This window comes from Bradyrhizobium sp. ISRA436 (genome assembly GCF_029910015.1).
Classification (GTDB): Bacteria; Pseudomonadota; Alphaproteobacteria; order Rhizobiales; family Xanthobacteraceae; genus Bradyrhizobium.
This window is the reverse complement of the sequence record NZ_CP094519.1, coordinates 3,619,981-3,639,601: the sequence shown is the minus strand read 5'-3', so window position 1 is coordinate 3,639,601 and position 19,621 is coordinate 3,619,981. Positions and strand designations below refer to the sequence as shown.

The window sequence follows — 19,621 nt, the reverse complement described above, 5'->3', positions numbered from 1 at the left end:
GCGTCAGCGGCCGTCGGGGAATTAGTCCCGGCGGCCCTGCACCCAGTGCTCGAGCATCTGCAGCGCCATCGCGCGATCGTCGTCGGAGGCCTTGGCGATCGCCCGGTTGTAGCTTTCCTTGATCCAGGTCTCGTCCGGCGTCGCGCTGTCACGCGCCAGCGTCAGCCACATCAGGCCGCGCGCGCGCTGCGGCGGCAGACGGTCGCCGTTGAACAGCATCTGGCCGAGCAGCGCCTGCGCCTGGTGCTGGCCCTTCTGCGCGGCAAGGCCGAGCCAGCGGGCGCCATAGCGGAAATCGTCCCGCGAGGCGTCCGGCGTCTTCAGGTACAGCCTGGCGAGGTCGTACTGGGCATCGGCGTTGCCGAAATAGGACGCGGCGTAGGAGAACATCTCCCGCGCCCGCTCGGTATCCGGCTTGATCTTGGAATTGGGAATGCCACTCAGATAGTAGCGTCCGAGCGCCACGAAGGCGTTCGCCACGACCGACGCCTGCGGCGCCGATGGCGAATCCTCGGCATGCGCATTGGCGATCCGGCTGAAATACTCGAATGCCCGCAGATCGTCCTGCGCGACCCCATCCCCATCGGCGTACATTTTGCCGAGCTTCCACTGCGCGATCGGATGACCGCTCTCGGCCAGCGACATGACGGTGGAGTTCGGCAGGGTGTCGACCGAAGCTGCCGGCGCCGCAGCCCGCTTCAGGGCAGCCGCCGTACCGGGCTGAGGCGAAACCACAGGGAGCGCTGTATCCTTCGGGTTGACCGGGGCTCCGTCGAATCCGAATCCGGGGCCCGCCACCGGAATGGCCCCTAACGCAAACGCCAATATCGTACGCCTAAACGTCCGCATAACACTGTTTCTCGTGCGCGCCACCCGGATGGGTGACGGCGCCATCCACCGCCGGCCCCACTTGCTCGGCGTATTTCCACAGCGCACCAGATGTATGGTTCGTCGCGCGAGGGGCCCATTTGGTCTTACGATTTGCGAGCTCGGCGTCGCTCAAATTTACGTTAAGAACACCGGCGTCGGCATCGATCTCGATGACGTCGCCATCCTGCAACAGGGCGATCGGCCCGCCGACGGCTGCTTCAGGCCCGATATGGCCGATGCAGAAGCCACGGGTGGCGCCGGAGAACCGGCCGTCCGTGATCAGCGCGACCTTGCCGCCCATGCCCTGCCCGGTCAGCGCGGCCGTGGTCGCCAGCATCTCCCGCATGCCGGGGCCGCCCTTGGGGCCCTCGTAGCGGATGACGATAACCTCGCCTTCCTTGTAGGTGCGTTTCTGGACGGCCTCGAAGGCATCTTCCTCGCGGTCGAAGCACCGGGCCGGGCCGGTAAACTTCAGATTGGACATACCCGCGACCTTCACGATCGCACCCTCCGGAGCGAGATTACCCTTCAGCCCGACAACGCCACCTGTCACGGTGATCGGCTTGTCGGCTGACCGCACCACGTCTTGGCGCGGATTCCATTTCACGCTTTTGAGGTTTTCGGCGATCGTTCGGCCCGTGACGGTCAGGCAATCCCCGTGCAGGTGGCCATTATCGAGCAGCGTCTTCATCAGCAGCGGAATGCCGCCAGCTTCAAACATGTCTTTGGCAACATAACGGCCGCCCGGCTTCAAATCCGCGACGTAAGGAGTCTTTTTGAAGATTTCCGCAACATCGAACAAATTGAATTTGATTCCGCACTCGTGCGCGATCGCCGGTAGATGCAACGCAGCGTTAGTCGAGCCGCCAGAGGCCGCCACGACAGCCGCTGCATTTTCAAGGGATTTCCGGGTCACGATGTCGCGCGGCCGGATGTTTTTCTCGATCAGCTCCATCACCTTCTCGCCGGCGGCGGCGCAGAAGGAGTCGCGGATCTCGTAAGGCGCGGGAGCGCCGGCCGAATACGGGAGCGCCAGGCCGATCGCCTCGGAGACCGTCGCCATGGTGTTGGCGGTGAACTGAGCGCCACAGGCGCCGGCCGAGGGGCACGCCACCCGCTCGATTTCGTCCAAATCCTCGTCCGACAGCGCGCCCACCGAATGCTTGCCGACCGCCTCGAACATGTCCTGCACGGTAACCGGCTGCCCGCGGAAGTTGCCGGGCAGGATCGAGCCACCGTAGATGAAGATCGAAGGCACGTTCAGCCGCACCATCGCCATCATCATGCCCGGCAACGACTTGTCGCAGCCGGCGAGCCCGACGAGCGCGTCATAGGCATGGCCGCGGACCGTAAGCTCGACCGAGTCGGCAATACATTCGCGCGACGGCAGCGACGAGCGCATGCCGTCATGGCCCATGGCGATGCCGTCGGTAACGGTGATGGTGCAGAACTCGCGCGGCGTGCCGCCGGCCGATGCCACGCCCTTCTTCACTGCCTGGGCCTGGCGCATCAGTGAGATGTTGCACGGAGCAGCTTCATTCCAACATGAAGCGACGCCCACAAATGGTTGATGAATCTGGGCTGTCGTTAGCCCCATGGCGTAGAGGTAGGACCGGTGCGGCGCGCGTTCGGGCCCTTCCGTCACGTGACGGCTCGGCAGCCTGCCCTTGATGCTCGTCTTGGCGTTCATCGCGCGAACCTGTTTCCCAGCCTCCCCACACCCAAACGCCGGAAGGATTAAGAATGTCCCGTCGTCGTCGCGAGCGCTGGCGAAATCAACTTTATGAATAATGCTCTCATGGAGGGGTGTGGCCAAAAAGCGGCGAGCACAAGGGTCAGCTCGATGTAAGGTTAAATGTTCGGGAACTGTTGCGACAGCGACACAATCGTGGCTGTCGCGCAACCATGTATTATTGGTCCTTATGACGCCTCGCGGGAACCACTACTGTCATTGAACTACCCACGCCCACGTCCTCGCGCGTAGCGGGAGCTGTCCTACGGATAGCCGTCGCCTGGCGTCCCGACCTCCACGACATCGATCCGCGACGCCGACTTGCCCTTGCGCAGGTCCTCATACGAGGTCGCGGCACTCAGGCAGAACAACGTTCGCCGTTCGGGACCGCCGAGCACGCAGGCCAGCGCGCGGCGGCCGGGTACGGCAATGCGCTCGCGCTCCACGCCGTCACGATCGATCCGGACGAAGGCGTCCTCGGTGAAGGACGCGACCCAGACCGATCCGTCGCGATCAAGGCAGATGCCGTCGGGCTCGTTCACGCGGCCCAGCCGCCTGCGCAGCTGCAGGCTGCCGTCCGGCGCGATGTCGTAGTCGGCAAGGCACGCGCCATCCATTTCGGCGACGACGAGCCGGCGGTGATCCGACGAGACGGCAATGCCGTTCGGAAACCGCAAGCCGTCGGCGACGACACGCGCGCTACCATCCGGCATCACCAGGATGATACGGCCGACCGCGCCGCGGCCATCCGGCGGCGGCAGGTCGAAACCGAGGTCGCCGACATAGGCCCGCCCCTGGCCGTCGACGATCATGTCGTCGATCGTGCCGGCGGCGAGCTGCGAGAGGTCGGCGTAGAGCGAGAGCTTGCCACCGGCAAATCGCAGCAGCCGTTTCCTGAACATCGTGAGCACCGCGATGTCGCCATCGGGCAGCACGCCGAGGCCGCACGGCGTATCGTCGGTCACGGCGGCATGCTCCTGCCGTTCGCCCGACGGGCTGATGCTGAGCAGCGTCCGCGCCATGCAGTCGACGAACCACAGCCGCCCGTTATGCCACCGCGGGCCCTCGAAATAGCGGCCGCCGTCCAAGATGGTTTTCAGCCGAACTTCTCGCGCCATGGATCCTCCCTCCAGCACCGCTCCGCTCTCATCTTCGCCGACTCCAACGGCTGTCGCACAGCATGGAACTTCGGGTTCCCTGTGGGTTCCACACCCTCAATTCCACATTTCGCCGCGTTTTCCCTGTTGAGTTGCGGCAGTCTTAAGGGGTCGTGAATCGGGGTCTGATAATCTGCGGCTGATTGTGCCGCGTATAAAGCGATCTGTTTGTGCCTGATGGTTTCGCAGGGGGGACCAGGGAATGAACCGTTGCCTACGCCCGCTGGCGTGTTTCGCCACCGTCGCCGTATTCACCCTGCTTCCGGTCAAGGTGACCGCGAAGCCGCATCACCAACACCAAGCCAAGAGCTCGAAGGCCGCAGACAAGGCTGACAAGAAGGCGCATGGCGCCAAAGCGTCGCACGACAAGACGGCGCGCGAGAAAACATCCGGCAAGCGGCGGCATGCGAAGCGCGATGACGACGAGCGCAAATCCGCCAAAGCCAAATCCGCTCTGTCAAAATCCGCGGACAGCGACAAGGGCCCCGCCCCGGAGAAACCGGCGCCCCCGCAACTCTCTGGCGATCTTGCCGCGATCAAGGACGCGATCCTCGCCGCACGCAGAGGCAGGACCAGCGATGCGACCGACATCCAGGCCAGGATCACCGATCCGGTCGGGCGCAAGCTCGTCGAATGGTACTTGCTGCGCCACTCCGAGTCGCAGGCGAATTTCAGCCGCTATGCAGAGTTCATTGCCGCCAATCCGGACTGGCCGAGCATGTCGCTATTACGCCGTCAGGCGGAAGCACGGCTATGGCAGGAACGCAGCGACGCCGCCACAGTCCATGGCTTCACCCTCGATCAGCCGATCAGCGCCAAGGGCAAGTTTGCGCTCGCACGCGTGCTGCTCGCCGCCGGCGACCGCGACGGCGCAGCGAGGCTGGTTCGGGAGGCCTGGCGGTCGGACGAACTGTCGGATCGCACCGAAAGCGACGCCTATGACGCCTTCCACGATCTGCTCACAAGCGCCGACCATCGGGCGCGGATGGACAAACGGATCGGCGCCAAGGACCTCGCCGGCGCCAGACGCGCCGCGAAACGGCTCGGCAGCGACGAGCTCGCGATCGTCAAGGCCTGCGGCGCGGTGCGGGAGCAATCGAAGAAGGCACAGGACGCGCTTGACGACGTGCCGGCCGATGCCCGCCGCGATCTCGGCTACACGCTCTGCCGCATCCAGTGGCTCATGGCGGAGAACAGGATCGACGACGCGGCCCGCGTGACGATCGCGGCCGCGCCGGAGACCATGGCCCAGCAGGATACGGATCAGTGGTGGCGCGAGCGGCGCCTGCTCGCCCGCAAGCTGCTCGACCAGGGCAAGTTCCAGACCGCCTATGACGTGGTCCGCCCCGCGGCGCTGCCCGACAATCCGTATTACCGTTCCGACATGCACTTCATGCGCGGCTGGATCGCGCTGCGTTATCTCGATGACGCGAAGACCGCCGCGGCGCATTTCGCGCGGATCGACGAAGGCCAGATCAATCCGACCGTGTTGTCACGCGCCGCCTACTGGCGCGGGAGGGCGGCCGAGGCGCTCGGCAACACCGCGGCGATGCGAGCCGACTATGAGGCTGCGGCGCGCTATCCGACCGCCTATTACGGTCAGCTCGCGCTTGCGAAGCTCGGGCGTGAGAGCGTCCATCTCCACGCGCCCTCGCCGGCTGCGCTGGCCGGCCGTGCGGCCGGCGACGAACGGGTGCGCGCGGCCGACATGCTTTACGAGATCGGCGAACCCGACGTCGTGCTCTACTTCGTCGCCGACCTCGCCGAGCAAAGCTCCGATGTCGACATGCTGCAGGCGCTGGGCGAGCTGACCGGCCGCCGCAACGATGCCCGCGCAATGCTGCAGATCGGCAAGACCGCGCTCGGCCGCGGGCTCGCGTTCGACCACTACGCCTTCCCGATCATCGGCATTCCCAAGCACAGCCCGATCGCCCCCGATATCGGGCGCAGCATGACCTACTCGGTGGCGCGCACCGAGAGCGCGTTCGACCAGCGCGACAAGTCGTCGGCCAACGCGGTCGGGCTGATGCAGGTGACGCCGGAGGCGGGCCGCGACACCGCGAAGCGCTTTAAGGTTAGCTACGACTGGGACCGCTTGGTCTCCGATCCGGTCTACAACACCCAGATGGGCGCCGCCGAGCTGAGCGCTTTGCAGTCGGAATATCACGGCTGCCACATCATGATTTTCGCCGGCTACAACGCCGGCCGCGGCCGCGTCCGCGACTGGGTCAAGGCCTATGGTGACCCGCGCGATCCCAACGTAGACCCCGTCGACTGGGTCGAGCGCATCCCAATCTCGGAGACACGCAATTACGTACAGCGGGTGATGGAGAACCTCGCCGTCTATCGCGCGCGGTTCGAAGACGCCGGCACGGCGGTCGCGGCGAAGGGCGGCGACGTCATGACGCAGGAGACCAATGCGGCGCCGGCAGCTACGGCAATCCCGTCGCAGTGAACCAATGGTGTCGTCCCGGCGAAAGTCGGGACGACACGTGGAAAGGTCGCGCCGTCAATCCACCTTTACATTGGCGGCCTTGATCATCGGCCACCATTTGGCGATCTCCGCCTTCTGCCAGGCGCCGAGCGCCTCTGGCGTAAGCTGGTCCTTCGGCGGCATCTGCAAGCCGAGATTTTCGAGCTGTTTCCTCACCGCCGGGTCGTTCATCGCCTCGACCGCCGCAGCGTTGAGCTTCGCAACGATCTCCTTCGGCGTGCCCTTGGGCACCCAGAGACCCGACCACAGCGTCATGTGCAATCCCGGCAGGCCGGCCTCATCGACGGTCGGGATATCAGATGCATTCTCCACCCGCTTGGAGTCGGTGACGGCGTAAGCACGGATGGTGCCGGCGCGGACCTGATTGATCGAGTTCGAGGTCTGATCGATGATGATGTCGATCTGGCCGGAGACGAGATCATTCAGCGCGGGTCCGGTGCCGCGATATGGCACGTATTGCAGCTTGATGCCCGAGACATTCTCGAAATAGAGCCCGGCAATGTGGCTGCCGCTGCCGGCGCCCGCGGTGCCCGCGGTCGGCGGCGACGGCCGCGACTTCAGCCACTCCAGGAGCTCCTTCAGCGATTTCGCCGGCACCGCGTTCTTGCTGACGATGATCATCGGATTGCTCGGCAGCAGCACCACCGGCTCGAGATCGTCGACGAGGTCGTAGCCGAGCTTGTAGATCGCACCATTCGCCACGTGAGTGCCGAGATGGCCGAACGAGATGGTGTAGCCGTCCGGCGCCGCGCGCACCGCTCGACCGACGCCGATCGAACCGCCCGCTCCCGTCACGTTCTCGATCAGGAACACCTCGCCAAGCGACTGCTTCATGCGCTCGCCGAGAATGCGCGCCATCGCATCCGACGGCCCACCGGCGGCAAACGGCACCACGATGGTGATCGGATGCGAGGGATATTTTTCCGCCGACGCGATGCCGTTGAATGCCAATATCGCCAGCGCAGCCAGAACCAGTCTCAGCATCGCGTTCTCCCTGATCTTCTTCGTTCCATCATTTTAGAAGGGCCACCTTTCGACAAGATGGCCCTTCGGATGATGCGTCAGAACTGCGAGAAGTCGATCGGCTTGTGCCGATCCAACGTCCGGGTGACCGGCGGCAACGGATATTTCAGGCCGCTCGCGCAGTTGAACAGCATCACGCGATCATTCTTGGTCACGCGGCCATCGGCAAGGCTCTGCTTGTAGGCAGCGTAAGTCGCGGCCCCCTCGGGGCACAGCAGCAGACCTTCCTCGCGCGCGACCTCGTTAAGCGCGGCGGAGATCTTGTCGTCGTCGACGGCAATCGCAAAACCCTTGCTCTCGCGCACCGCGCGGAGGATCAGGAAGTCGCCGATCGCCTGCGGCACGCGGATGCCGGAGGCGATGGTGTGCGCATCGTCCCAGCGCGCCGCATGTTCGGTACCCGCCTCATAGGCGCGCACCATCGGCGCGCAGCCGGACGCCTGCACCGCGACCATGCGCGGGCGCTTCGAGCCGATGAAGCCGATCTTCTCGAGCTCGTCGAACGCCTTCCACATACCGATCAGGCCAGTGCCGCCGCCGGTCGGATAGAAGATCACGTCCGGCACCTCCCAGCCGAGCTGCTCGGCGAGCTCGAGGCCCATCGTCTTCTTGCCCTCGATCCGGTACGGCTCCTTCAGCGTCGAGGTGTCGAACCAGCCGACCTTGGCCTTGCCCTCGCCGACGATCTTCCCGCAGTCGTCGATATAGCCGTTGACACGGTAGACGGTCGCGCCCTGCAGCTCGATCTCGCTGACATTCACCTCCGGCGTGTCGGCCGGGCAGAAGATCGTGGTCTTGATGCCGCAGGAGGTCGCATAGGCAGCCAGCGCCGCACCAGCATTGCCGTTGGTCGGCATCGCCATGTGCTTGATGCCGAGCGCCTTGCCCATCGACACCGCCATCACCAGGCCGCGCGCCTTGAACGATCCGGTCGGCAACCGCCCCTCGTCCTTGACGATGATCTCGCCGCCGCCGAGCCTGGCTCCGAGCTTCGGCAGCCGGATCAGCGGCGTCGTGACCTCACCGAGGCTGACGATGTCCTTGCATTTGCGCACCGGCAGCAGCTCGCGATAGCGCCACATGTCGGCCGGACGCTGCGCCAGCGCGTCCTTGGTCAGCGCCTTCTTCACGCCCGCGAGGTCATAGCGCACCAAGAGCGGCTTGCCGGCCTTTGAGAGGTTGTGCACCTGGTCGGCAGGATAGTGATCGCCCTCCATCGCGCATTCGAGATGGGTGACGAAGGTCGGGCGTTCGATGATGAGGTTGTCGTTGTCTTTCACGAGATGCGCTCTTTCTTGCTCTTGTGGTCACCGCTGCCGGTCCCGTTACCCTGAGGAGGCCGCAAAGCGGCCGCCTCGAAGGGCGACGAGCCCCGCTGTTCGATCTGGGCCATCCATCCTTCGAGGCTCGCCGCGCGAGCGCCTCCAGCGACAACGGCAAAGCCGTTGCGCGGGGATGACGGAACTGCGAGCGAACGGTTCACGCTCGCCGCCCGTCAAATATTCAGCACCCGCCCGTAGGCGTCGAGCACCGCTTCCTTCATCATTTCGGACAATGTCGGATGCGGGAACACGGTGTGCATCAATTCCTCTTCCGTGGTCTCCAGGTTCATCGCGACGACATAGCCCTGGATCAGTTCCGTGACCTCGGCGCCGATCATGTGGGCGCCCAAGAGCTGGCCGGTTTTCTTGTCGAACACCACCTTGACCAGGCCTTGGTCCTCGCCGAGCGCGATTGCCTTGCCGTTGCCGACAAAGGGGAAGCGGCCGACGCGGATCTCGCGGCCGCCTTCTTTCGCCTTGGCCTCGGTCAGGCCGACGGAGGCGACCTGCGGGTTGCAGTAGGTGCAACCCGGTATCATCAATTTGTCCATCGGGTGCGGATGCAGGCCCTTGATCGCCTCGACGCAGATCACGCCCTCATGCTCGGCCTTGTGCGCGAGCATCGGGGGCCCTGCGACGTCGCCGATCGCGTAGATGCCGGGGATGTTGGTCTTGCCGAGGCCGTCGATCACGATGGAGCCGCGGTCGGTCTTCACCCCGAGCTTCTCCAACCCAAGATTTTCGATATTTCCGACCACGCCGACCGCGGAAATCACCCGCTCGAACTCCTTGGTCTGCGGCTGGCCCTTGCCGTCGTCGATGGTCGCAACCACGCTGTCGGCTTTCTTCTCGAGCTTCGTGACCTTGGTCGAGGTCATGATCTTGATGCCCTGCTTCTCGAAGCGCTTGCGCGCGAGGCCGGCGATCTCGGCGTCCTCGACGGGCAGGATCTGCGGCAGCACCTCGACCACGGTGACGTCGGCGCCCATGGTGTGGAAGAACGAGGCGAACTCGATGCCAATCGCGCCCGAGCCGACCACCAGCAGCGACTTCGGCATCCGCTCCGGCACCATCGCCTCGAAATAGGTCCAGACCAGCTTCTTGTCCGGCTCGAGGCCCGGCAGCACGCGCGGACGCGCGCCGGTCGCAACAATGATGTGCTTGGCCTGATAAGTGCCATCGCCGCTGGCGCCCTTCGGCGCCTCGACTGCCGACTTCTTCACCGTGACCTTGCCGGGCGCATCAATCGTGGCCTCGCCCCAGATCACCGTGACCTTGTTCTTCTTCATCAGGAAGCCGACGCCGTCATTGAGGCGCTTCGACACCCCGCGCGAGCGCTGCACCACGGCCTTCGGATCGTAGGAGATCTTCTCCGCCGACAGCCCGTAATCCTTGGCGTGCTGCATGTAGTGGAAGATTTCCGCCGAGCGCAGCAGCGCCTTGGTCGGGATGCAGCCCCAGTTCAGGCAGATGCCGCCGAGATAGGACTTCTCGACGACCGCGGTCTTGAACCCGAGCTGCGCGGCGCGGATCGCCGTCACATAGCCGCCGGGGCCGGAGCCGATGATGATGACGTCGAAAGATGTGTCGGCCATTATCTATACTCCAGCCAAACTGCGCCCAGATACGCGCTCCACACCAGCGCGAGCACGCCCGCGCCGATGATCATGATCCTGAATTGGGTCGTGGATACGAGGTCACGGTGAACGGCAACAATCGAAGTGATGGCGAGCACGGCAAGCAGGACGTACGGACCGTGGATCACGTACATGGCCGCTGCTCGTCACACCATCATCATCACGGGGTTCTCGATCAGCTGCTTGAAGGCGCCGATCAGCTCGGCGCCGAGCGCGCCGTCGATCGCGCGGTGATCGCACGACAGCGTCACGCTCATCATATGCGCGATCTCGATCTTGCCGCCGCGCACCACCGGGCGCTCCTCCGACGTGCCGACCGCGAGGATCGTCGCGTGCGGTGGATTGATCACCGCGGTGAAGTGGTTGATGCCGTACATGCCGAGGTTGGACACCGCCGTGGTGCCGCCCTGGTATTCTTCCGGCTTCAACTTGCGAGCGCGGGCGCGGGTGGCGAAGTCCTTCATCTCGTTGGAGATGGTTGACAGCGTCTTGGTCTCCGCCTTGCGGATGATCGGCGTGATCAGGCCGCCCGGCATCGCAACAGCAACGCCGACGTCGGAATGCTTGTGCTTGAGCATGCCACTCTCGGTCCAACTCACATTGCAGTTCGGGATCTTCTGCAGTGCGACCGCCATCGCCTTGATGACAAAATCGTTGACCGAGAGCTTGTAGAGCGGCTTCTTCTCCTTGTCCTTCGGCGCCGACGCGTTGATCTCCTCGCGCGCGACGAGCAACTTGCCGATATCGCAGTCGATCGTGAGGTAGAAGTGCGGGACGCTCTGCACCGATGCCGTCAGGCGCTGCGCAATGGTGCGGCGCATGCCGTCATGCGGCACCACGTCGTAGGAGCCCGGCTCGAACAGCGCGAGGATCTGCTTGTCCGACATCGACGGCGCGATGCTGGGTGCAGCACCAGGCGCAGCCGCCGGTGCCTTGAGACCCTTGCCGGACTTGGCGTCCTCGACGTCGCGCGCGATCACGCGGCCATGCGGGCCAGTCCCGGTGATGCGCGCGAGATCAATGCCGGCGTCCTTGGCGAGACGGCGGGCCAAGGGCGAGGAGAAGATACGGGCGTGACCATTGACCTGCGCGGCCGGAGCAGCGGCAGTCTGGGGCGCCGGCGCAGGCGCCGCTGCCGGCTTGGGTGAAGCCGCCGGCGCGGGAGCCGGTGCAGGCGCAGCCGCGGGCTTCGGAGCCTCGGCCGGCTTCGGTGCCGGCGCAGCACCGGCGCTGGCCGCCGCCTTCACATCCTCGCCATCGCCGGCCAGCACGGCGATGACGTCGTTGACCGGCACGTCCTGCGTCCCCTCGGGCACCAGGATCTTCGCGATCGTGCCTTCGTCGACCGCCTCGACCTCCATCGTCGCCTTGTCGGTCTCGATCTCCGCGATCACGTCGCCGGACTTGACCTTGTCGCCCTCTTTCTTGAGCCACTTGGCGAGGTTGCCCTTTTCCATCGTGGGCGACAGCGCGGGCATGAGAATATTGATCGGCATTGTCAGTGACCTTGTTGCGACCGCGGTTTGGTTTGACCCATGTCGGTCGGCCGGGCGATTTCGGCTTCGAACATCTCGACGATGCGCGCGAGCGCCTCGTCCTCGGTGTATCCGCTCTCGCGCGAATAGGCGCGCGCAGCGTGGCGGGCGATGTCGACGAGCATCAGCCCCCACATGTCCGGCTCCTCGAAGGCGCGCTGGAACGCGATCGAGAGTCCGCCGTCGACGACGAAGGCGCGCAGCACCTCGACGGCGTCGTCGCGGTCCATCACGTCAGGCGGCAGCGGCTGCTCCTTGGGACCGGCCATGGGCTTGTTACCGATAGGATACGGCCTTGGCGGCCTCGACCACCTCGGCGACGGAGGGAAGAGCGAGCTTTTCCAGATTGGCGGCATAGGGCATCGGCACATCCTTGCCGGAGACGCGCGCAACCGGCGCATCCAGGTAGTCGAAGGCGTGCTCCATGATCCGCGCGGCGACCTCGGCGCCGACGCCGCTCTGCTGCCAGCCCTCCTCCACCGTCACCGCGCGCCCGGTCTTCTTCACCGACGCGACGATGGTTTCAGTGTCCATTGGGCGGATGGTGCGGAGATCGACGACCTCGGCCTCGATGCCTTCCTTGGCGAGCTCATCGGCGGCCTTCAGCGCATACGACATGCCCATCGCCCAGGAGATGATGGTGACGTCCTTGCCGGCGCGCGCAATCCGCGCCTTGCCGATCGGCACCACGAAGTCGGGCAGCTTCGGCACCTCGCCGGTGTGACCGTACAGCACCTCGTTCTCGAGGAAGATCACAGCATTGGGATCGCGGATCGCGGCCTTGAGCAGGCCCTTGTAGTCAGCGGCCGAATACGGCGCGATCACCTTGAGGCCAGGGATCTGCGAATACCAGGCGGCGTAGTCCTGGCTGTGCTGGGCGGCGACGCGGGCAGCGGCGCCATTCGGGCCGCGGAACACGATCGAGCAGCCCATCTGTCCGCCGGACATATACAGCGTCTTGCCGGCGGAGTTGATGATCTGGTCCATCGCCTGCATGGCGAAATTCCAGGTCATGAATTCGACGATCGGCTTCAGCCCGGCCATCGCCGCGCCGATGCCGACGCCGGCAAAGCCGTGCTCGGTGATCGGCGTATCGATCACGCGCCGCGCGCCGAATTCCTGCAGCAGGCCCTGGGTCACCTTGTAGGCGCCCTGATATTCCGCGACCTCCTCGCCCATGATGAAGACGTCGCCGTCACGCCGCATCTCCTCGGCCATCGCATCGCGCAGCGCTTCACGGATGGTCTGCGTGATCATCTCGGTGCCTGCCGGGATCTCGAGATCGGGCGGCGCTTCGGTGGCGGGTGCGGCCGGCGCCTTCGCCTCGGGCTTGGGCTGCGGCGCTTCCGCCTTGGCTTCCGCCGGCGGAGCCGATTCAGCGGCCTTCTGCTGCGGCGCCGCCGCGGCCGGCGCCTTGGCGAGATCGGCGGCGCTTTCGCCGTCGGCCAGGATGGTGGCGATCGGCGTATTCACCGCGACGTCGGCGGTGCCTTCCGGGATCAGGATCTTGCCGAGCGTGCCCTCATCGGTGGCCTCGACCTCCATGGTCGCCTTGTCGGTCTCGATCTCGGCGATGACATCGCCGGACTTGATGGTCTCGCCTTCCTTTTTCAGCCATTTGGCAAGGTTGCCCTTCTCCATGGTGGGCGACAGCGCAGGCATCAGCACTTGAATGGGCATATCGGCTCCCGAAATCGGTCTTGAAGGTTCTTCTGCGCGGGTGGGATCAGCGGTACACGTCGGTGTAGAGCTCGGACGGGTCGGGCTCCGGATCGTGCTGCGCGAAGTCCGCGGCTTGGTTGACGATCTCGCGCACCTCAGCGTCGATCGCCTTGAGCTCCTGCTCGCTCGCACCACCGGCCAGCAAGCGGTTGCGCACCTGCTCGATCGGGTCCTGATCGTGGCGGACCTTCTCGACTTCCTCGCGCGTCCGGTACTTCGCTGGATCGGACATCGAGTGGCCGCGGTAGCGATAGGTCTGCATCTCCAGGATGATGGGGCCATTGCCGCCGCGACACCACGCCACAGCCTCGTCGCCGGCGGCCTTCACCGCACGCACATCCATGCCGTCGACCTGCTTGCCGGGAATGTTGAAGGAAGCGCCGCGCTTGGAGAAATCCTGCTGCGCGGACGCGCGCGACACCGAGGTGCCCATCGCGTAGCGGTTGTTTTCGACGACGTAGATCACCGGCAGCTTCCACAGCTCCGCCATGTTGAAGCTTTCGTAGACCTGGCCCTGGTTGGCCGCGCCATCGCCGAAATAGGTCACGCTGACGGCATCGTTGCCGCGATAGCGGTTGGCGAACGCCAGCCCGGTGCCGAGCGACACCTGCGCACCGACGATGCCGTGGCCGCCGTAGAAGTGCTTCTCCATGCTGAACATGTGCATGGAGCCGCCCTTGCCCTTGGAATAGCCGCCGCGGCGTCCGGTCAGCTCTGCCATCACGCCCTTGGCCTCCATGCCGCAGGCCAGCATGTGACCGTGGTCCCGGTACCCGGTTATGACCTCGTCGCCCAGCTTCAAGGCCATCTGCATGCCGACGACGACCGCCTCCTGGCCGATGTAGAGATGGCAGAAGCCTCCGATCGCACCCATGCCGTAGAGCTGGCCGGCCTTCTCCTCGAAGCGCCGGATCAGCAGCATGTCCCGCAGCGCCTTGAGTTCCTGCTCTTTGGTGAATTCCGGTGGAGAACCTGCCTTCTCCTGCCCTAATTCCTTTGCGACGCTTTTCTTGGGTGCGGCCATGGCAATTCCGGATGAGAGAAGTCGATGAACCCTCTCTAACCCAACTCAAATCGGCTTGGAAGGATTGCGTTCGCCCGATGGAATTTTGCTATGCCGCACTGCAACGCACCACGACATTTTTGTGATGCCCCGCGATCGAATTTGAAATTTGAGAACGCGTCAGTTCGGCTTGCTGATCCGAACGAGATCGTGCGGGTTGACGTAGTCGAGCTGGAAGCGCGCGCGCTCATCCAGCATGTCGGGATCGACGCGGTCCGAGCGCAACAGGGACACCCGCTGCTCGCCCTCGGCGCGCTCCTTCTTCAGCCGCGCCAGCTCCGAGGTCAGCGCGATGATCTCCTGATCGAGCTCCTGTCGCGCATTCAGGCCGTACTTGCCGGTATACGCATTGACTCCGAAATAACCGACCATCAGCGCCGCCAGCGTGTAAAGGGCGAGCCCGGTCAGGATCGATTTGAGTCGTGTGCGGGAAACCATGGCCGCCACCTTGCGGCGGCCATGTTAATGGACACTTAAGAGCAGGCTCTAAAGCAGCCTTGGCCGCTTATTACTGGCCGCTTACTTGTTGTGCGCTTCGACGTGGGCCGCGTACGCCGCGATGTACTGCTGCAACACGGTCTTCAGGGACTCCTTGACCAGTTCACCCTTCTCGTCGAAGGCGTCGCCGATGCCGTTCAGATAAATTTCCGGCTGCTGCAGGATCGGACCCGAGATGCCCGGCAGGATGTTCTGCAGGTGCTTGGCCGCGCTGACGCCGCCGAGCGGACCCGGCGAGTTGGAAATGATGCCGGTCGGCTTGCCGTTGAACGAGCTCTTCCCATAGGGGCGCGAGCCGACGTCGATGGCGTTCTTCAGCACGCCGGGGATCGAGCGGTTGTATTCCGGGGTCACGAACAGCACGCCGTGCGATTTCTGCAGCTTTTCGCGGAAGGCGAGCCAGTCCGCTGGCGGCGCCGCCTCGAGATCCTGGTTGAAGAAGGAAATGCCGTGGAGCGTCGTGACGTCGAGCTGCAGTGAGGCGGGCGCGAGCTTGGCCAGCGCGTTGGCGATCTTGAGCGACCAGCCCTCCTTGCGGAGGCTGCCGACGATGGTGACGATGTTATAGGCCATAGCATTTTCCTCGAATTGTGCGCGTGAAGCCGGACCGGCGGCCCTCACCTACCGGCGCGGCGAGAAGGATGCAAGTGCATGGATCATGCAATTCTGGAAACGCAGCGTTTTTGAATCTGCGCCGTCACGCTCCCCCGGCCTGCCCCAATTTGGCAAGGAGCCATGGTCGTGGACCTCATCGCTCTTGCGCAGAGAAAACGCGGCTGCGTCTGCGGCAAATTATCGACATGTTCGTCTCAATAAATTGCGAGCAGATTGTCGCATCATTCGGCCTATCGACGAGGCACGAGACAATGACAGAACACAAGACGCGGGTTGCGATCCTGTTCGGTGGACGCTCGGCCGAACATGACGTGTCACGGGCCTCCGCGGCCAACGTGCTGCGCTCCCTCGATCCGGATCGGTATGACGCCACGGCGATCGGTATCACCCGGGATGGTCGCTGGATTGTCGCCGGCGTGGGGAACGGTGCCGGCGCCGGAGGGGGCGCTCTGACCATTCCGGACGATGGTCTCCAACTGGCCCTGCTGCCGGGAGGACAAGGTCGCGCACTCGCGCTCGATGGTCATGCGGCCGGGGTTATGGAATTGCCGGCCTTTGATGTCGTCTTCCCGGTCTTGCACGGCCCGAACGGCGAGGACGGCACGGTCCAGGGCGCGCTTGAACTGTCCGATGTGGCCTATGTCGGCTCGCGCGTGATGGGGTCGGCGGCCGCGATGGACAAGGACGTCGCGAAGCGGCTGATGCGCGACGCGGGACTGCCGATCGTCCCATACGTCGCAATGTCGGCGGCAGACCCAATCACCTATGACGATGCGGTCGCTGCCGTTGGATCACCGGAGCTGTTCGTCAAGCCGGCCAACATGGGTTCATCGGTCGGCGTATCAAGAGCGCGAACCGCCGCTGAGTTCGACGCCTGCTGCAAATTGGCCTTTCGCTTCGACAGCAAGATCCTGATCGAGCGATGTATCGCACCGATACGTGAGATCGAGTGCTCGGTGCTCGAGGACGCCGCTGGCGCCATCCGCGCATCCCGGCTCGGCGAGATCGTGCCGTCCGACAAGCATGGCTTCTATTCTTACGACGCGAAGTACATCGACGCGGAGGGCGCCCTGCTTCAGGTGCCGGCCGATATTCCGTCGCCCGTCGCCGATCGCATCAGGGAGCTCGCAATCCGGACGTTTCGCGTGCTGGGCTGCGAGGGAATGGCGCGCATCGACTTCTTTCTGCACGGCGAGCAGGCGTTCGTGAACGAGGCGAACACCCTTCCCGGCTTCACCAATATCAGCATGTATCCACGGCTGTGGGAGGCCAGCGGACTGCCGCAGTCCGCGCTCATGGACGTCTTGATCGGCCACGCCCTGGAGCGTCACAGGCGCTCCAGGGCGCTCGCGTTCGAGCGCGAGTAACTTGCCGGCTCACGCCGCCTTGTTCGGATTGATCAGGAATTTCTCGCCGGTGGCGCGCTTGCCGTAGACGGCGATGTTGTCGAGCTGCAAGGCTTCCTGCAGCGACACCACCTTGGTGTAGTGGCTGGCGAAGGTGGTCTTCAATTCCGCCAGCACGCGCTGGCGCAGCTTGTTGCCCGCCTCCGGCCCGATCTTCATCAGGAACGGGAACAGCAGCCAGCCGCCGACGCCCCAGGCCATGCCGAAGCCGCGCGGCAGTTCGATCGGCCGGGTGTCGAGGCTGCCATAGACATAGACTTGCTTGTGCACGCTTGAGCCGTAGCGGCTGTAGGCCGTGGTACTCTTGTTGATCGCAGTCTCCATCGCGACCAGAATCTGGCCTGCGAGCTTGCCGCCACCGATCGCATCGAAGGCGATGGTCGCGCCGGTCTCCACCAGCGCGTTGGTGAGATCGTCCATGAAGCTCGGCACAGTGGAATCGACGACGTGCTTCGCACCGATCTTGTGCAGGATGTCGGCCTGCTCCTTGTTGCGCACGATGTTGACGAGACCAATCCCGTCCTTGAGGCAGATCTTGTTGAGCATTTGGCCGAGGTTGGACGCCGCCGCCGTATGCACCAGCGCCTTGTGACCCTCGCGCCGCATCGTTTCGGTCATGCCGAGCGCGGTCAGCGGATTGACGAAACAGGATGCGCCCTCCGCCGCCGTGGTGCCGTCAGGCAGTGGCAGGCATTCGTTGACTCGCAGCGTGCGGTATTGCGCATACATCGCGCCGCCGATCATCGCGACCGTGCGTCCCATCAGCGCCTTGGCGGCGTCCGAGGAGCCGGTCCGGATCACGACACCTGCGCCCTCGTTGCCGACCGGCATGGAATCATCGAGCCGCGCCGCCATGGCGGCTATCGCGGCCTCGGGGACCCGGGCGGTCACGACCGGCAACTCGCGCGTGCCGGAGACTTTCGCCGTCGACATGTCGGCCGGTCCGATCAGGAGACCGAGATCGGACGGATTGATCGGCGTCGCCTCGACGCGGACCACGACCTCGTCAGGGCCCGGTTCGGGGGTCGGGACGTTGACGAGCGATAGTTCGAGCTCGCCATTCCGCTTGAGCAGCGAGCGCAGCTGCAAACCGCTTTTGCCGTCACTCATCCCGACCTCCCTTTTTTGCGTTTATTCAAGTCTCGATCAGTTGGGGCGCTAGGCGAGCGCCTTCAAGGCCGACCTTCCCGCATATTTCGCCTGGGGGCCGAGCTGCTGCTCGATGCGCAGCAGCTGGTTGTATTTGGCGGTGCGGTCGGAGCGGGCCAGCGAACCGGTCTTGATCTGCCCGCAATTGGTGGCGACCGCGAGGTCGGCGATGGTGGAGTCTTCCGTCTCGCCGGAGCGGTGCGACATCACCGACGTATAGCCGTATTTGTGGGCGAGCTCGACCGCGGCCAGCGTCTCGGTCAGCGTGCCGATCTGGTTGACCTTGATCAGGATCGAATTGCCGCGGCCATTCTTGATGCCGTCGGCAAGGCGGGTCACGTTGGTCACGAACAGGTCGTCGCCGACGAGCTGGCACTTCTTGCCGATGGCGTCGGTCAACTCCTTCCAGCCGTCCATGTCATCCTCGGACATGCCGTCCTCGATGGTGACGATCGGATAGCGGCCGACGAGATCGGCGAGATACTTGACCTGCTCGGAACGCGAACGGGTCTTTTTCTCGCCGCCATAGACATAAGCCCCCTCCTTGAAGAATTCGGTGGAGGCGCAGTCGAGGCCGAGCATAACGTCGTTGCCCGCCTTGTAGCCTGCCTTGCCGATCGCGTTCATAATGAAGTCGAGCGCGGCATCGGCGGTCGGCAGATTCGGCGCGAAACCACCCTCGTCGCCGACATTGGTGTTGTGGCCGGCCTTTTTCAGTTCGCCGCGCAGCGTGTGGAAGATTTCCGAGCCACAACGCAGCGCTTCAGCGAAGGTGCTGGCGCCTACGGGAAGGATCATGAATTCCTGGAAGTCGATCGGATTGTCGGCGTGCACGCCGCCATTGATGATGTTCATCATCGGCACCGGCAGCGTCCGCGCCGAGGTGCCGCCGACGTAGCGGTAGAGCGGCATGTCGTGGGCTTCGGCCGCCGCCTTGGCGCAGGCGAGCGACACGCCGAGGATGGCATTGGCGCCCAACCGGCTCTTGTTCGGCGTGCCGTCGAGATCGATCATGATCTGGTCGATCGCAACCTGGTCCTCGACCGCGCAATCGCTGAGCGCCTCGAAGACCTCACCATTGACGGCCTCAACCGCCTTCTGCACGCCCTTGCCGAGATAGCGCGACTTGTCGCCATCGCGCAGTTCCACCGCCTCATGCGCACCGGTGGAGGCGCCGGACGGCACCGCCGCGCGGCCGATCGACCCATCCTCCAGCACGACATCGACCTCGACCGTGGGATTGCCGCGGCTATCAAGGATTTCGCGGCCGATGATGTCGATGATGGCAGTCATGAGAACCTCTTATGGCAGTGGTCGGGTCGGATGGCGGTGCTTCTAGCGCAATGCATCGGACCCGAAAAGGCCGGGTGACGGCCCCGCCGGCATTGGCTAAGAGAA

17 protein-coding genes are annotated in these 19,621 nt (G+C 64.5%); 2 read left to right on the top strand and 15 right to left on the bottom strand.

What is annotated here, in order from left to right:
- Positions 1–21: 21 nt before the first annotated feature.
- From MTX23_RS17240 to MTX23_RS17230, 3 genes are all read right to left on the bottom strand, one after another.
- Entirely contained in the window at positions 22–849 is an 828-nt protein-coding gene (locus tag MTX23_RS17240) for a tetratricopeptide repeat protein (RefSeq protein ID WP_280977860.1), read from the bottom strand.
- The gene (gene ilvD / locus MTX23_RS17235; RefSeq protein WP_280977859.1) at positions 836–2,560 is read right to left on the bottom strand and encodes a dihydroxy-acid dehydratase; all 1,725 of its coding nucleotides are present in this window, start codon (positions 2,558–2,560) and stop codon (positions 836–838) included. Before ilvD ends, MTX23_RS17240 begins: the two co-directional genes overlap by 14 nt.
- Before the next feature lie 305 nt (positions 2,561–2,865).
- Positions 2,866–3,720: an SMP-30/gluconolactonase/LRE family protein gene (locus MTX23_RS17230; protein ID WP_280977858.1), complete on the bottom strand. Its 855-nt coding sequence runs from the start codon at positions 3,718–3,720 to the stop codon at positions 2,866–2,868.
- Between the two features lie 241 nt (positions 3,721–3,961).
- On the opposite strand from MTX23_RS17230, the gene MTX23_RS17225 reads away from it, so the two are divergent.
- Positions 3,962–6,214, top strand: a complete 2,253-nt coding sequence (locus MTX23_RS17225) for a lytic transglycosylase domain-containing protein (RefSeq protein WP_280977857.1) — start codon at positions 3,962–3,964, stop codon at positions 6,212–6,214.
- Positions 6,215–6,268: 54 nt separating this feature from the next.
- On the opposite strand, the gene MTX23_RS17220 is transcribed toward MTX23_RS17225, so the two are convergent.
- From MTX23_RS17220 to MTX23_RS17175, 10 genes are all read right to left on the bottom strand, one after another.
- Positions 6,269–7,237, bottom strand: a complete 969-nt coding sequence (locus MTX23_RS17220; RefSeq protein WP_280977856.1) for a tripartite tricarboxylate transporter substrate binding protein BugD — start codon at positions 7,235–7,237, stop codon at positions 6,269–6,271.
- 77 nt (positions 7,238–7,314) lie between these two features.
- Positions 7,315–8,556: a threonine synthase gene (locus MTX23_RS17215; RefSeq protein ID WP_280977855.1), complete on the bottom strand. Its 1,242-nt coding sequence runs from the start codon at positions 8,554–8,556 to the stop codon at positions 7,315–7,317.
- 215 nt (positions 8,557–8,771) lie between these two features.
- Positions 8,772–10,193: a dihydrolipoyl dehydrogenase gene (gene lpdA / locus MTX23_RS17210; RefSeq protein ID WP_280977854.1), complete on the bottom strand. Its 1,422-nt coding sequence runs from the start codon at positions 10,191–10,193 to the stop codon at positions 8,772–8,774.
- Positions 10,193–10,369 (bottom strand): hypothetical protein, encoded by a 177-nt coding sequence (locus tag MTX23_RS17205; RefSeq protein ID WP_280977853.1) that lies wholly within the window; start codon positions 10,367–10,369, stop codon positions 10,193–10,195. Before MTX23_RS17205 ends, lpdA begins: the two co-directional genes overlap by 1 nt.
- A gap of 12 nt (positions 10,370–10,381) precedes the next feature.
- Positions 10,382–11,731, bottom strand: a complete 1,350-nt coding sequence (locus tag MTX23_RS17200) for a pyruvate dehydrogenase complex dihydrolipoamide acetyltransferase (protein ID WP_280977852.1) — start codon at positions 11,729–11,731, stop codon at positions 10,382–10,384.
- A 2-nt stretch (positions 11,732–11,733) separates the two neighbouring features.
- The gene (locus MTX23_RS17195) at positions 11,734–12,039 is read right to left on the bottom strand and encodes a DUF5076 domain-containing protein (protein ID WP_280977851.1); all 306 of its coding nucleotides are present in this window, start codon (positions 12,037–12,039) and stop codon (positions 11,734–11,736) included.
- A gap of 7 nt (positions 12,040–12,046) precedes the next feature.
- On the bottom strand, positions 12,047–13,450 hold the full coding sequence (locus tag MTX23_RS17190; RefSeq protein ID WP_280977850.1) for a pyruvate dehydrogenase complex E1 component subunit beta: 1,404 nt from the start codon (positions 13,448–13,450) through the stop codon (positions 12,047–12,049).
- A 46-nt stretch (positions 13,451–13,496) separates the two neighbouring features.
- Positions 13,497–14,516, bottom strand: coding sequence for a pyruvate dehydrogenase (acetyl-transferring) E1 component subunit alpha (gene pdhA, locus MTX23_RS17185; RefSeq protein ID WP_280977849.1), 1,020 nt, complete (start codon positions 14,514–14,516; stop codon positions 13,497–13,499).
- Between the two features lie 159 nt (positions 14,517–14,675).
- Positions 14,676–14,993, bottom strand: coding sequence for a septum formation initiator family protein (locus MTX23_RS17180; protein WP_280977848.1), 318 nt, complete (start codon positions 14,991–14,993; stop codon positions 14,676–14,678).
- A gap of 81 nt (positions 14,994–15,074) precedes the next feature.
- Positions 15,075–15,626: an NADPH-dependent FMN reductase gene (locus MTX23_RS17175; protein ID WP_280977847.1), complete on the bottom strand. Its 552-nt coding sequence runs from the start codon at positions 15,624–15,626 to the stop codon at positions 15,075–15,077.
- A gap of 293 nt (positions 15,627–15,919) precedes the next feature.
- Between MTX23_RS17175 and MTX23_RS17170 the strand changes: the two genes are divergently transcribed.
- Positions 15,920–17,035, top strand: a complete 1,116-nt coding sequence (locus MTX23_RS17170; protein WP_280978102.1) for a D-alanine--D-alanine ligase family protein — start codon at positions 15,920–15,922, stop codon at positions 17,033–17,035.
- Between the two features lie 9 nt (positions 17,036–17,044).
- Here MTX23_RS17170 and MTX23_RS17165 read toward each other — a convergent pair whose 3' ends face one another.
- A complete protein-coding gene (locus MTX23_RS17165; protein ID WP_280977846.1) occupies positions 17,045–18,184 on the bottom strand; it encodes a zinc-binding dehydrogenase in 1,140 nt (379 codons plus the stop codon).
- Between the two features lie 48 nt (positions 18,185–18,232).
- Complete coding sequence (gene eno / locus MTX23_RS17160; RefSeq protein WP_280977845.1) at positions 18,233–19,516, bottom strand: phosphopyruvate hydratase; 1,284 nt, start codon at positions 19,514–19,516, stop codon at positions 18,233–18,235.
- Between the last annotated feature and the right edge of the window lie 105 nt (positions 19,517–19,621).

What these genes read in the sequence shown, in the direction of transcription:
- MTX23_RS17240 (WP_280977860.1), bottom strand. Translation starts at nt 849, where the DNA reads ATGCGGACGTTTAGGCGTACGATATTGGCGTTTGCGTTAGGGGCCATT.
- ilvD (WP_280977859.1), bottom strand. Translation starts at nt 2,560, where the DNA reads ATGAACGCCAAGACGAGCATCAAGGGCAGGCTGCCGAGCCGTCACGTG.
- MTX23_RS17230 (WP_280977858.1), bottom strand. Translation starts at nt 3,720, where the DNA reads ATGGCGCGAGAAGTTCGGCTGAAAACCATCTTGGACGGCGGCCGCTAT.
- MTX23_RS17225 (WP_280977857.1), top strand. Translation starts at nt 3,962, where the DNA reads ATGAACCGTTGCCTACGCCCGCTGGCGTGTTTCGCCACCGTCGCCGTA.
- MTX23_RS17220 (WP_280977856.1), bottom strand. Translation starts at nt 7,237, where the DNA reads ATGCTGAGACTGGTTCTGGCTGCGCTGGCGATATTGGCATTCAACGGC.
- lpdA (WP_280977854.1), bottom strand. Translation starts at nt 10,193, where the DNA reads ATGGCCGACACATCTTTCGACGTCATCATCATCGGCTCCGGCCCCGGC.
- MTX23_RS17205 (WP_280977853.1), bottom strand. Translation starts at nt 10,369, where the DNA reads ATGTACGTGATCCACGGTCCGTACGTCCTGCTTGCCGTGCTCGCCATC.
- MTX23_RS17200 (WP_280977852.1), bottom strand. Translation starts at nt 11,731, where the DNA reads ATGCCGATCAATATTCTCATGCCCGCGCTGTCGCCCACGATGGAAAAG.
- MTX23_RS17195 (WP_280977851.1), bottom strand. Translation starts at nt 12,039, where the DNA reads ATGGCCGGTCCCAAGGAGCAGCCGCTGCCGCCTGACGTGATGGACCGC.
- MTX23_RS17190 (WP_280977850.1), bottom strand. Translation starts at nt 13,450, where the DNA reads ATGCCCATTCAAGTGCTGATGCCTGCGCTGTCGCCCACCATGGAGAAG.
- pdhA (WP_280977849.1), bottom strand. Translation starts at nt 14,516, where the DNA reads ATGGCCGCACCCAAGAAAAGCGTCGCAAAGGAATTAGGGCAGGAGAAG.
- MTX23_RS17180 (WP_280977848.1), bottom strand. Translation starts at nt 14,993, where the DNA reads ATGGTTTCCCGCACACGACTCAAATCGATCCTGACCGGGCTCGCCCTT.
- MTX23_RS17175 (WP_280977847.1), bottom strand. Translation starts at nt 15,626, where the DNA reads ATGGCCTATAACATCGTCACCATCGTCGGCAGCCTCCGCAAGGAGGGC.
- MTX23_RS17170 (WP_280978102.1), top strand. Translation starts at nt 15,920, where the DNA reads ATGACAGAACACAAGACGCGGGTTGCGATCCTGTTCGGTGGACGCTCG.
- MTX23_RS17165 (WP_280977846.1), bottom strand. Translation starts at nt 18,184, where the DNA reads ATGAGTGACGGCAAAAGCGGTTTGCAGCTGCGCTCGCTGCTCAAGCGG.
- eno (WP_280977845.1), bottom strand. Translation starts at nt 19,516, where the DNA reads ATGACTGCCATCATCGACATCATCGGCCGCGAAATCCTTGATAGCCGC.